Here is a 12,538-nt window from a genome sequence, read left to right on the forward strand (position 1 = left end):
GCTATCTCCTTAAGACTGCACACTTTATTATCGGCGGGTTTTCATTGGTGTGGTTTATCAGGCGTAATCCTGTACACTCCGCGAAGTACTGTTCTATATATACGGATACGTCTTTATATACGGACGCGCCTTATTTATACACTGACGCGTCTTTATATACGGACGCGCAATCTAAGCGGCCGCTGCAACAGCGGGCGGGACGTGCTATCCGCCGGAGTACGCCCGACAAATCGATCCTTCAGGGCCCATAGTTTGCTACGCTAATTGCCACAAGTCTATCTACTTACATGAACAATCCGTCGAATCCCCAAAAAAAACAGCCTGTTACTCTATCCCATGATTCCGCCGGCGAGCAGGACGCCGCCACGGTGACAAATAGTTTCGCCGCCCGCCTGCTGACATGGTTCGACCAACATGGCCGCCATGACCTGCCCTGGCAAGACCCACGCACGCCTTATCACGTGTGGATATCGGAGATCATGCTGCAGCAAACCCAGGTCAGCACGGTTATTCCCTACTTCATCAAATTCATGGAGAGCTTTCCCACTGTCGCGGCGTTAGCGGAGGCGGATCAGGATACGGTGCTGTCTCACTGGGCCGGTCTGGGGTATTACGCCCGGGCGCGTAACTTACATAAAGCCGCCAAGACTATAGTGGAGAAATTCAACGGAGAGTTTCCCAACACGCTGGAAACAATTCAGGAACTACCCGGCATCGGGCGCTCCACCGCCGGCGCGATTCTGTCCATGGGCTTTGGCATCCGGGCGCCGATTCTGGACGGCAACGTCAAACGCGTGCTCTGTCGTCATGACGCCGTAGAAGGCTGGCCGGGGAAACGGGAAATTGAAACCCGCCTGTGGGAGTTAGCGGACGCTTACACACCTGTCGAGCGAGTCACCGATTACACTCAGGCGATCATGGATCTCGGCGCCACCCTTTGCACCCGCAGCAAACCTGCCTGTAGTCGATGCCCCATGGAGGACACTTGCCAAGGGTTGGCGCAGGACATGACGGACCAGTTGCCAACGCCCAAAACCAGCAAGAAGATCCCCACTCATGAGCGCTTTGTCCTGGTGCTGCAAAATGAGGACGGACACATTCTATTGGAGCGCAGACCGCCGACAGGCATTTGGGGTGGACTCTGGTCGCTGCCGGAAAGTGATAAGAACATGGACCTGCCGGACGCCCTGCAAAGCTGGAAAGAGCAGAAGCACCTACAGTTAAAGCAATATGAGCTGGCGTCGCCGTTCCGCCATACCTTTTCTCACTATCATCTGATACTGAAGCCCATCATCGCTTCTACAGCCGATCTTGAGCGGCGGGAGGACACTGCGTCCATCGTCGGCGAATCCGACAGCCAGTGGTTCGATCCGGAGCAGGAATTACCCGGCCTGCCCGCTCCTATAGAGAAGTGGCTCAGCCAGAAGTCGCTGGACAGGCAAAAGCGCCTGCTCTGACAGCTTTGTTATAATCGAACCTAATCACACTCAGATAATTGAAACTACACGAAACCCAATAAAGGATAAGCAACATGGCGCGAATGGTATTCTGCAAAAAGTATCAGCAAGAACTCGAAGGCCTCGCCCTGCCCCCCATGCCGGGCGCCCGCGGCAAGGAACTGTTCGAGACTGTTTCCAAGAAAGCGTGGCAGGAGTGGCTGCAACACCAGACCATGCTCATCAACGAAAAGCGTTTAAACCTGATGGACCCGGACGCTCGCACCTACCTCACCGAGCAGATGGACAAGTTCCTCAACAACGAAAATTTCGACGCTGCGGAAGGCTTTGTTCCTAAAGACTAAAAAATTAAAAAAATATGCTTGACCTTTTTTCTCCCAGAGGTTTAAATACGCGCCGTCGCCCAGATAGCTCAGTCGGTAGAGCAGGGGATTGAAAATCCCCGTGTCGGTGGTTCGATTCCGCCTCTGGGCACCACCATTCTAAAAGCCTGCATTTATATGCGGGCTTTTTTCGTTTCTAGCCCAAGAAAATCCACGCAAATAAAGAGCTTAGCAATTCAGCCGCCCGGCAAGCTCAATACACTCCCTTCCCTTTCAAAACACCAATAAAGTAAAAGAAACCAGCCCTTCTTCTTTTATCGTCATGAGTGGATGTGTCAACAAAGTGTCAACGCAAATTCACCGTCGACATTCAAAAGCGCCCAATCGCCGCCATGTCTCATTTTTTACGCACAATTACCTACCCTCCTCTTTTAAGCTGTTTAACAACCCAATAGGCGCACTCATTCAGCCAAAGGATTTCCAGAAACTGGCATGATGTGATCCTGAATGCGCAATTTGTATAGGGGGTTTATCTGCAGTACATGCAGGTAGTCGTCCGCAGGTAAAGGTATTTGGCGATCAACGACTGCGTGTCTATCACCCCCCTCAGAAACGATGATGGTTGAGATCTCAAGGGTAGGCCGCCGCCTTTTATCCTCACGAAACAACGACGTTATCACTGGCACTCCAGAGCATGCTGTCGTTGCAGATCAACGTAGCCACTTTTTCTCGGAGATGGCTGGATAGGGTCGATATAGCTACTATTTGTTGAGTCCACCTACGTGCACTTAACGCCTATGTAGCAGGCATTTTTTGTGTAGTGGAGTTTTGCAGTAAAGTGGCGCAGCCATCGTAAAACAGCGCTAAGCAAAAAGTGTCCTGTTGACAGACTTGTTAGGCTTTTGACTTTATGTACTCATTTACAAAACCTGAAAGCACGATCTTTTTTGCTTCTGAGAGATACTTCGAAGCTAAATCAAATGGGTTAACTTCAAAGCTTGTACAAGAACCAACTTTCTCAATAGAGATTTGTGATGGCGTTGTTTTATACACCCAACCATCTTCGTCCAGCCCGACCATTACTACTGAGTGGTCGTTAGTGTGCTTCCAGTATCCAGAGTAGTTTTGATTAATATATTCGTCCCAAAACACATCCAAATAGAATTTCGTTTTTGAAATATCTTCGCCAACTTGAAGATTACTTAAATACTCTTCAACCGCAGGCATATACGACTGCGTGTCGTAAATCATTGATACAGGATAAGTTCCTCCTAGACCTGATAGGAAATTAACTAAACTCTGCCAAATTCTCTCATTTGTCATGCGATAACTTTTGAAGCCTAGCACCGACAATACGGGTCAGAGTGGAATTCCGGCCCCGAAGGGGCTAACGTGGTTATGATTGTTATAGCCTTTACTCGCATGAAAATACCACACTCAGCTGAACTGAAGTAGGATTTACAACATTTTTCTTTGCTGGATGAACTGTTGATAAATGAATAATAGAACCGTTGATATCAATAAATAGGAATTGCCCAGATTTAGTCAAACCATTCGTATCAGGATGCTTTATGCCATATATACTATTGCTGTCTTGATATGCAATATCATAGGTTGAGTATTGCGTTTCAAATTCAGTATTTCCCCCAGGGCGAGAATATTCCTTCAATTCTATTTTTTCCGTTGAAATGCGAAGATCAAGTAACCAGTCGGAACCACCCTTCTCGGAAACAGCCGATAGTTTTGTAGCCTGACCATTAAAGGTCACAACGTTAGTGCTTCCTCCAAGTGATTCACACTCTTTTAACTCAAGCGCCGATACACATCGAGAGGTCAGCAAAAATAAATATATAAAGTGTAATCTTTTCATCGATTATTTTGGCCATCCCCTGCATTTTCTTGTTAAACGCGAGCACATAACTTTAATTTTTTCCAGGTATAGCCTGTAGCATACCTTCAATAACTTTACTTAAGGGCGCTGTAAAAACTCCAGCCTCACCGGAACTGTATGCATCAAACCACATTCCATAACCTTCACCAAAATGATCATCCTCACGCTCCCAATCTTGTTTCACATCCAATTTCGATGTCACGCAACCCAGTAAAGCATTAGCATCATAAGGAAGATGAGATATAAACATTAAACTACCATCTGGAGCTTGGACTCCTGAAACTGAAATATGCACAATCACTCTTCCATCATCACTAGGCTCAATCAACTTGATCCATATTGTAGAAGAATCATCGCAATCTCGGGCTTTGTATTTCCAAACTTGACCTTCCTCCAGCGGCGATGCCAGATGCTGTTTTCCTTTTGGCTTACCGAGATGACTCCAGTCTATGTATGGAGATTTATCAGGCCAATGATGAAGCAAATACTGAGCACAAGCGGAGGATAAGTTCTTAGCGCCTGTTTCTTCATAACACTTCACCAAGTAAACGAATGCGAGTGGACTATTAGGCTCTGCCACCGCAGATTGTTCAAAGAAAGGAATTGCCTCTGAGAATTTAAGCTCTTCGACAAGGCCTATGGCATAGTTGTCAAGCGCTTCTATATGTGTTGGCAAATATTCAAATGCTTGTTGATAGTGCTTACGAGAAATAGAAATCTCCCCAGCTCTATCCGCGGATATTGCGCGTCGATATGATGCCTGGGCTTTAGAGATTAGCTCACCTAACTCATCCTCTGTCATTGCTTGAAATGGGCTACGATCAAGATTCACTTTATTTGAAAGTTGGTTCCAAAATTCGTTTGGATCACCAGGCTTTGACTTTCTAAACTTATCAAAAAACTTCATATAGCTTTTTCCTAAAAAACCACCTTTCTAGACTACGGCTGTAGATACGTTTAACAGTACCCTTATGATAGCCTGGTTACAAGTGACCATCACATACCAGCGAAATAAGAAAGCGCCTGAGTTAACTGTTCTGCTGACATTAAACTACCCGACTGATCATCGATAGCTACGCCATTATATTTAGTTGTTAGAATTACTGCTGCAGTAAATGCTGATTGAGCCTCAATAGGATTTACACCGAAACGAAGTTGATAAACAGTACCTTCACTAAATTTGAGAGGCTCTACTGTTTTGAATGGTTCGGATAATTTTGAGACAGGAAACGAGTAAACTTCCACGCCAGCCTCCTGGCCATTCAGTTTCGCCGGTAGAAAGCCTGAACGTTCATTTAAAGATGTGTTCTGAGCGTATTCAATATTATACTCATTTTCCTTCGCGAATTGGTTTAACTCATTCGTATTTGGTTCTACTCCAAGAGCTAGAACCATAAGTAAACTCATTGACATGAAAAGCTCCTTTTAGAGAAGACATTTACAATGTATTACAGTGTACTCTAGAACAAGCCTGAACAAAGCGTAGGTTTGTCCCTAGGGCAGTTTTTTATGCATTACTCCAGTATTTCTCCACATTTTCAATAAACCGCTTTGCGTTTTCTTCGTTCCAGTAACGACCTTCCAGTTGCTTTTCTAGTCGCAGCACCATTGAAGGAGAATAAATAAGTTTAACACGCCAGTTGGCTAGGTACTTACTGTCTACGACAGTGCGAATAAACTTTCCTGATCTCTTACAAATACCTAAAACTTCGTACTTTCTCCAGCCTGGATCCCAGGCGCATGGTAATAGGTACACCTTTGTTCCCGGCGAAAATAGTGTTGTGCCTTTTATTACACCCTTTCCTCCAGGTCCGTAAGGAGTTTCTTTCCTTACATTCGCGATGACAGACCACAAAGGAGGATGAATTGGAGTTACATTATCATTTATGCTCTAAACATAAAGCCTTTAGGTGTGGCTGGTACTGCGAGAGTGGGGCTTTGGCTTGAAATTTCGTGGCCATACCAAAACGGAACGCAGCAGTAAAAGTCACTACGGTAAAATTGTTAGATTAATTAAGGTTTGTAATTTGGGTTACTTTTGTATTCACCCGTTAAATCTCCGTGCTCATCAATCTTCCACGCCCCTTTGATCCCTTCTGGCGGCACATCACCATTAGGGTCATATTTCGGATCGATTTCGTATATCCATCCATTAGGATGTTTTTTCGCTTATTCTATCATTGCTTGTGGAAATTTTTGTTTTTCGTTTTTCTTATCCAAAACGCCCCCATTTCTTTTCCCAATAATATATTTATTTAAGTTTTTTTAGGTTTGAATATAACGCCCGTAGTAGGAGTCTATTTTTCGTACAGAGGAAGATGGACGAAAAATGGCTCGACCTGCCTGCACTTGTTAACTTATCAAACTTAGTAATGAAGAAGCAGCCCAGGCTCCCAAAACTACTAATATAAAAAAACTACCCAGCTTAAATATCATTTCACCCCACTTAGAACTTAATTCCTTTTCCTCTATAAATCTTGCGACTACTCTTGTCGTTCCCTCTGGTATATCAAGTGCTTCCGATATAGAGCGAGGCTCGTTTGTGACACTTCTCTTCTTTGCAGAATGTGTTTCTGTAAGGCCTAGAAAGTTATTTTCTGCGTCATAATAAGATAGCTCACAATCAAATAAAGAATCCTTAGACTTTTCATCAATTCTTATTCGAGCTTGAAAGTGGGGTATTGATTGAGGCTCTACATGCGGATTAGAGGCATAAACGATATCACGGATAACATATTCCACTACTTCAAGATTTTGGATATCGCCATCTATTTCTACTTTCACAACACGAACCCATTTAAGTTAACATTTGTATATCGCGCATGCGCGTTTTTCCATTCCAACTCTTTGAAGATAGTTCCTCCTACCCACTGATTCCAGTGTAAAACCCCAGAAAGTCAAACTACCTCACTTACAAGAAACCGTGCGTGCACATATACACTTTCTTGAGGGTTTCGTGATCACAACAGGCTAGCTCGCAAGTTTTTGAATCAAAGCACTTTTCAGGACAACATCATCAGAAAACCGAGCAATTTGTAGTGATCTAATTATCCCGGACACCGAATTAGGTGGTACGATCGCCACTATTTATAGTGGTGTTCAATGACCAGAAAGCGACGCTCCTTTTCACCGGAGTTCAAGCACGAAGCCGCCAAGCTTGTACTTGACCAAGGGCATACCTTTTCCCAAGCCAGCGGCTTTCAGAATGGCTTCTAACGTTTGGATATAGAAGCCTGGCGGAAGCCAGGAGAGATATAGGGGGCTACCTGATAAGTTACTACAACCGGCACAGACCCCATTCATTTAATGATGGAGTTACCCCGGTTATAGTTAAAGAAAAACTTAGAACAATGTCCGGGATTCGTTGACCACCACATCACAGCGGCCAAAAAAAGAAAACCAGTGATTTAGTCCTAAGCTCGGAACGGGCTGGCTTCTGGCGCTCGTTCAATTTCTGTGACCTCATAGAAGCTTTGCAGCGATCGGTATTAAACTAATGAAGCAGAATAGTGCGAATACTATAGTGAAAACGCTTATGATGAATTTTTTCCAACCTGCCATTATATCCCACTTCGCTGATAAGCTTACAAGCCGACCCCCAATAAGCGTTTCAATTAATCCAATTAATGCATAAGCCCATAGTATTATAGCGAGCATTTTTGCAAGGCTATCCGCCACACCAATCACATAGAGAAATGAAACCACTACCGCACTGGGAAAAGCGACTACTAGCTTCTTTCTTCCTGGCGCTTGAGAAAGAGGCGTACATCCTTCCCTCCAATTTGAAATGATTTTGTTCAACTTATTATCCCTTCCCTAAATTTAACGCTCACGAGTGCCCCAGGATCGTAGCATACTGCTTGTGCCTGTTAGTTTTTTCAGGCGCCACGTCAAAATTTACTGCCCCGAGGACGAGGCCAAATATATACCCCATTATTTATATAGTACGAATTTAACACCGGCAGCTTCCTAGTTCTAAATAGATTAGGAACTCCGCCGAACCGACTCTCATATATTTCTACCGCGCGAAGCCGTCTAATACGCCAGAGATAGAATGAGTCACCTCTACGAATCGCTTTGGCTTCACGTGTGGCAAACCTGTGAATTAGTGACTTCAATTGAAGCTGGTGAATCTCTTTAAGTACGAGCACCTTAAATAGCTGACTCTTCTTCCCAAGATTGTAGTCCTTTCTCCGTATCTTCATTTCACTGCCCCTTGAGTAAAACTAACGCCCCAAGAAGCAGCGCGCGTTAGCGCGCCTAGCCCACTGGGCGATGCTGCTTTTTTTGTTATGTATTTATTCATCATATTCAATAAAGTCCCATGGGATTTCTTTCTTGAATACTTCAATACATTCCTGCATAAGCTCAAGAGAGACTGACTCTTTGAATACCGTTATAGTGCGAGTTTTCTCGGTATCATCTCTGAATATTTCTACGACTAGTTCGTCGTCACGATAGATTTCGACACCAACACCATCTCTTGAACTTACATCACTAGCCACTATAACTCTATCTTTAGATTGAGGCATCAATGATCCTTTTACACATAACGCAAAAAACACCCGGCAGATTGAAGCGAAGCGTAAAAATTATCCGATTTATTTTGCTTGTTAGCATTTTCTAGAAAGTTGGGACTCATAATCTTTTCTTTCAAATACATACTCAAGGCTGTAATCCCAATCCCGATGGAATTGTGAAAAATCGTACCATCTTACATATGTTTTTGTTAACTCTATTCTTGCCTGTAAAAACCAACACTCTGGAATACCACAGGTACACTCTAATAATAAAGATTTACCACTCTCAGGGTCATCCTTCTCCAGAACAAACCCTCTATCGGCCAAGCTCAAAGGCTCATCAAGGAGATTCCGGCTAGGCAAATACAAGCTTGAACTATGAGGGTAAATATAATCGCCAGCCAACAAACTAAGCTCGTCTTGGCTCTCTCCTTTACTAACACGCTCTTCAAGCTCCCTATGAGCGAATGGCAATTCAACTTCTTTAATGATTTCTAACAATGGCCTACCATTGATCCAGATCTCATTTTCATTCTTAAGCTCGAACTTATCGTATTTCTTGCTCACTTGTTCGAATGTTCCTTAATGCTAAGCGTTGCCGACAGCGGCCTGAGTGAGTGGAACCTTTTTGGGGATAAGATGCGAAGCACCCCCTATAAGGTGGAACGAATGAAGACCCAGCGGGGTGAGCGAAGGGAGGCTAATAGCGCTGCTCGGCCTTGTTATGAGCTTTACCGGCAGACTTACTTTAACTTTACTGGCTCCTCTAACAATACTTCGAACAGAGCAGTTCTGATGTTTTCGAAAGACGGATCACTCATTCCTTTTTCTCCGAAAATATTTTCCGCTAGAGATCTCAAATTCTGGTAGAAAATAGAAAGTTGCCTCAACTCTTCTGGATTCGCTTCAAAGAAAGCTCCTTTCCATTCTTCCATCCCGTCAACCACGCAGCTTGTTAGACTTTCAAGTGAAAAATCCGAATGCCCTAGCATCAGCCCGAATGTATTGCTGGGTAATAGCCATAGTGTTTTATTTATTTCAAAGATATGTTTGTAGGGATCATCAGATGAGTTCTCTCTTTGCTCAAGGAGGCTTGCCACTATTTTAGACTTCTCTTGGAATTCTTCATTTGAATTACAACTAGCCGCCATAATCATCAAAGCAAGATCAGTAACCACCCGATATTTAGGGTACTGAAAATATTCCTTCAAGTTCATTATATTCGTGACCAGATCAAGATCCATAGCATCTCTCCAACGCAGTGATCATAACGTTTTAGTGGTGTGGCTACGTAGTAAAGCTGAGCCTCCCGCGCGAACGATATCTTATGTATTTTTGCTATCAAAACCAGGTAGTACAACTGGTATAGTAAAACCTATTCTAGACTCAGACTTGTCAGTTTTGTCAGACTGACCAACTACGCCAAGCCCAATGCTTGATTCTACTTTAGTTTGCTCTCCCTGTTCAGTTACTAGCTATGGTAATGGCGTTTTTTAAGGTAACTGGGATTATAAAAGAGGCCATCGCGCAGATGCTATTTCTGACAATGACGGCCGTTACCGGGAAGTTTGGTACGAAGTCGAACAGCCCGGATGTAGGCAACTTTTAGCTTTGGGCAATCACCACTATTTCATAGTGGAGAATCGTTCCCTTTCCGCTAAGTCCTTACAGTACTCCTCCCACTCAGCACCCTGCTCCGATGTTGTCCACTTTATTGGAGCAACCTGACTCAGCTTTAACGCCGGATGACTGCTTTGAATCTCTTCAAAGTCTTGCTTAGCTGAAGGAGAAAGCTCTAGCCGAACGCTCTCAATAATATCTTGGCATAGCTCTTCGAGAGGACGGGGAGGTATCAGGCTATCTTGCTCTACCAACTTACCCGGCGCGTATTGGTGAAAATGGAAATAAATCCAAACACAAACGTCGTGCTCAATGGGCAATGCCAGAATTTTTTCTCTATACCCTCCCCCTAACAGGACCGGAGCGAACTTCAAAAGTAACTGCAGGCACATTGCCACCTACATTCGCCGGAGCCCAGTCAACAGGAGCGTCATAGAGGCTACGACCAAACAACACTTCATCACCATAATCAGCGTCAGTGATAAACTGCTGAAAGTCCTGGGCATTCAATAGAGAGTAATCCTGCCGACCAGGCTTGGCGCGTTTGACCACCAAAGTTGCCCCCAACTCCGCAACATAGCCGGAAAAAATAGGTCCACGAAAACCCCAACATCTTTTTAGCAGCCTAAAAAACCGGAAAAGCCCTGTCTCATCTTCTTCATAGAGAGAATCATCATAAAGGTTGTAGCTATTGTCAGGGGCTATTTCTTCCTCATGTGAGCTAGAAGGCTGGTGGGGATTAAGCTGCAGCTTAATCTTGGCGCCGGAGAGATCCAGCTCAATAGCTTCGGCTTTGCCAAAATCTGGGCCAATCGGGACACACGGTTTTTTCGCTGTTCTCAATTTAAGCGTTAGCAGCCTCATATGTTCTCCTTCTCTAATCGAGACCTTTTGGAGGTTACCATAATTTGCGATCCGTATTTTGAATGGCCGCCTGTAAGTTGGGGTATCTGTCAAATGCTTGGATATTTGTGGCTACAGCAGAAACTACAGGCGCACTGGCGGCAATGGCGCCGCAAACACCATACAAAGGACCGGCCCCAAACGCTTGGTGACAGATTCTGATCAAATCCCGCGTCCGTGCCGATATGGGCGGATTGGTGATTCTCAGTGCTACTTTACAAGCAGGGCTGAGGAACTATGCGAATCAGCCCTGAAACATTTTTTGCGTGTCGAAGCTCACCTTCTCTCCAACAACCAAACCGTCTCCGTCACTTCATTCAGCTCTCTCAAGCCGCCATCAACCTCAACTGTTGCAAGTACCGTCAAGGCATAGTTGTCGGCGTAATGTTGTTTGACTTCTTCAGCGCTGATTGAAAAAGGAGGGCCTCCCATTTTAGTTTGGTCGTACTGATAACAGATCATAAGTTGGGGGGCGTTATTGGTGAGCGTCATAAGGTGTTTGGCGTAACGATCCCGCATGGGTTTCGGTAGCGCCACCAGGGCGGCCCGATCATAAATGGCGTCGATATGGCCCAGTTCCTCTACTGTCAGATCAAAGAAATCACCGACGTATATATCAAGGTTTTCTGTGCTGTAGCGTTTGCCGGAAGTTGATTCCGTTATTTGTGGCGTCACGCCCTGCTCCGCAAAAAACTGCTCGATAGCCATTTCACTCAACTCACATCCAACCACGTGATGACCTCGGGAAATTAGCCAGGAGATATCCAGTGTTTTACCACACAGTGGCACAAAAACCCGGCTGCCATTCGCCAAATTCAGCTCGTTAAAATGAGCCACCAGCATCGGGTTAGCTTCACTTTGATGAAAGGCGATATTATTTTCCGCCCATACTTCACGCCAGAAATTCGCATCCATATTGATTCCTCTTGTAGCCGATAAATAGAACGTCGCGCAGGAACTAATTTAGTCTGCGCGTTGCTCCGCCATATGTGTGGAGATAGCATACAAGCTCAAGTCGACTTGAGGTCAAGCACAAATGCCGGACAAAAAAACCATGGACATCGGAGAAGTCATCAAGCTATCCGGACTGCCCGCTTCCACCTTGCGTTTTTATGAGGAAAAGCAGCTTATCCAGCCGATTGGCAGACATGGCCTGCGCAGGGTTTACGACGCGGGTATTCTGCAAAGACTTGCGCTGATTTCCTTAGGACGCAACGCCGGGTTTTCTCTGGAGGAAATCGCCAGCATGCTCACATCGAAAGGCGTCGATATTGACCGCAAGCAGCTCATTGCGAAAGCAGATGAAATTGACAGGCGGATAAAGCAGCTTTCCGTCATGCGCGACGGCCTGCGTCACGCCGCGGAGTGTCCTGCGCCCAGCCATCTGGAATGCCCCACCTTTCTACGTATTTTGAATATGCTGGATAAGGCGCAGCTTAAGAAAAGAAAAGGGTTGAAAATGAATGACAGCATCCCGACGCCAGGCAAATAAATTTCGAATAATAGTTTAAACATTGCTCGCTATTTTTCCTTGGCTTTCGTACACAGATGATTCAGGTTCCGCCTAAGCAATGTGCATGGTAGTGGAAACATCATAGACCTTTATTCTTCAGACACATCCCCACCTCTGACACAAAGAAAAACTGTTTAAAAACGCTGGCGCCAGGTAGCTGCGAGCCAGCTCAGAGGGCAATTTTTGGCGTTGGATAGAGTGCAGTACGTTGAGGCCCCCTATTTCGAACAAGTATTTGAGTACGTAATGTCTTCAGTGAAACTGGTTCCCCCCCAACGGCGAGGTCTGCCCGCTGACTCCAATAAAGTGGT

The 12,538-nt window shown here is 45.1% G+C and carries 15 protein-coding genes and 1 tRNA gene; 5 read left to right on the top strand and 11 right to left on the bottom strand.

The annotated features are described in order from the left end of the window. Window positions 1-287 precede the first annotated feature (287 nt). The 3 genes from mutY (at window position 288) to O5O45_RS19430 (ending at window position 1,934) form a co-directional block, all read left to right on the top strand. Window positions 288-1,457: an A/G-specific adenine glycosylase gene (gene mutY / locus O5O45_RS19420; RefSeq protein ID WP_305901006.1), complete on the top strand. Its 1,170-nt coding sequence runs from the start codon at window positions 288-290 to the stop codon at window positions 1,455-1,457. A 74-nt stretch (window positions 1,458-1,531) separates the two neighbouring features. Further along, window positions 1,532-1,801, top strand: a complete 270-nt coding sequence (locus tag O5O45_RS19425) for an oxidative damage protection protein (RefSeq protein WP_305901007.1) — start codon at window positions 1,532-1,534, stop codon at window positions 1,799-1,801. Between the two features lie 57 nt (window positions 1,802-1,858). Next, window positions 1,859-1,934: transfer RNA gene (locus tag O5O45_RS19430), tRNA-Phe, on the top strand. A 740-nt stretch (window positions 1,935-2,674) separates the two neighbouring features. Here O5O45_RS19430 and O5O45_RS19435 read toward each other — a convergent pair. The 5 genes from O5O45_RS19435 to O5O45_RS19455 all read right to left on the bottom strand — a co-directional run bounded on the left by O5O45_RS19435 (window position 2,675) and on the right by O5O45_RS19455 (window position 6,455). After that, entirely contained in the window at window positions 2,675-3,103 is a 429-nt protein-coding gene (locus O5O45_RS19435) for a hypothetical protein (protein ID WP_305901008.1), read from the bottom strand. Between the two features lie 91 nt (window positions 3,104-3,194). Beyond that, on the bottom strand, window positions 3,195-3,650 hold the full coding sequence (locus O5O45_RS19440; protein WP_305901009.1) for a hypothetical protein: 456 nt from the start codon (window positions 3,648-3,650) through the stop codon (window positions 3,195-3,197). A gap of 52 nt (window positions 3,651-3,702) precedes the next feature. Next, entirely contained in the window at window positions 3,703-4,578 is an 876-nt protein-coding gene (locus O5O45_RS19445; RefSeq protein WP_305901010.1) for a tetratricopeptide repeat protein, read from the bottom strand. Window positions 4,579-4,667: 89 nt separating this feature from the next. Next, complete coding sequence (locus tag O5O45_RS19450; protein WP_305901011.1) at window positions 4,668-5,084, bottom strand: hypothetical protein; 417 nt, start codon at window positions 5,082-5,084, stop codon at window positions 4,668-4,670. 939 nt (window positions 5,085-6,023) lie between these two features. Further along, window positions 6,024-6,455, bottom strand: a complete 432-nt coding sequence (locus O5O45_RS19455; protein ID WP_305901012.1) for a hypothetical protein — start codon at window positions 6,453-6,455, stop codon at window positions 6,024-6,026. Window positions 6,456-6,773: 318 nt separating this feature from the next. Between O5O45_RS19455 and O5O45_RS32015 the strand changes: the two genes are divergently transcribed. Further along, the gene (locus O5O45_RS32015; RefSeq protein WP_371747855.1) at window positions 6,774-6,887 is read left to right on the top strand and encodes a transposase; all 114 of its coding nucleotides are present in this window, start codon (window positions 6,774-6,776) and stop codon (window positions 6,885-6,887) included. A gap of 246 nt (window positions 6,888-7,133) precedes the next feature. Here the strand turns inward: O5O45_RS32015 and O5O45_RS19460 are convergent, their stop codons facing one another. From O5O45_RS19460 to tmpT, 6 genes are all read right to left on the bottom strand, one after another. Beyond that, window positions 7,134-7,472: a hypothetical protein gene (locus O5O45_RS19460; protein WP_305901013.1), complete on the bottom strand. Its 339-nt coding sequence runs from the start codon at window positions 7,470-7,472 to the stop codon at window positions 7,134-7,136. A 497-nt stretch (window positions 7,473-7,969) separates the two neighbouring features. After that, window positions 7,970-8,203: a hypothetical protein gene (locus tag O5O45_RS19465; protein ID WP_305901014.1), complete on the bottom strand. Its 234-nt coding sequence runs from the start codon at window positions 8,201-8,203 to the stop codon at window positions 7,970-7,972. An 81-nt stretch (window positions 8,204-8,284) separates the two neighbouring features. Next, window positions 8,285-8,758 (bottom strand): hypothetical protein, encoded by a 474-nt coding sequence (locus tag O5O45_RS19470; RefSeq protein WP_305901015.1) that lies wholly within the window; start codon window positions 8,756-8,758, stop codon window positions 8,285-8,287. Between the two features lie 176 nt (window positions 8,759-8,934). Next, window positions 8,935-9,435 carry a hypothetical protein gene (locus O5O45_RS19475; RefSeq protein ID WP_305901016.1) on the bottom strand — a complete coding sequence of 167 codons (501 nt, stop codon included), beginning with the start codon at window positions 9,433-9,435 and terminating at the stop codon, window positions 8,935-8,937. Window positions 9,436-10,147: 712 nt separating this feature from the next. After that, on the bottom strand, window positions 10,148-10,675 hold the full coding sequence (locus O5O45_RS19480) for a hypothetical protein (RefSeq protein ID WP_305901017.1): 528 nt from the start codon (window positions 10,673-10,675) through the stop codon (window positions 10,148-10,150). Between the two features lie 315 nt (window positions 10,676-10,990). Next, window positions 10,991-11,629: a thiopurine S-methyltransferase gene (gene tmpT, locus O5O45_RS19485; RefSeq protein WP_305901018.1), complete on the bottom strand. Its 639-nt coding sequence runs from the start codon at window positions 11,627-11,629 to the stop codon at window positions 10,991-10,993. Window positions 11,630-11,750: 121 nt separating this feature from the next. On the opposite strand from tmpT, the gene O5O45_RS19490 reads away from it, so the two are divergent. Then, the gene (locus O5O45_RS19490; RefSeq protein ID WP_371747856.1) at window positions 11,751-12,206 is read left to right on the top strand and encodes a helix-turn-helix domain-containing protein; all 456 of its coding nucleotides are present in this window, start codon (window positions 11,751-11,753) and stop codon (window positions 12,204-12,206) included. The last annotated feature ends 332 nt before the right edge of the window (window positions 12,207-12,538 follow it).

Source organism: Hahella sp. HNIBRBA332, from assembly GCF_030719035.1.
GTDB lineage: Bacteria > Pseudomonadota > Gammaproteobacteria > Pseudomonadales > Oleiphilaceae > Hahella.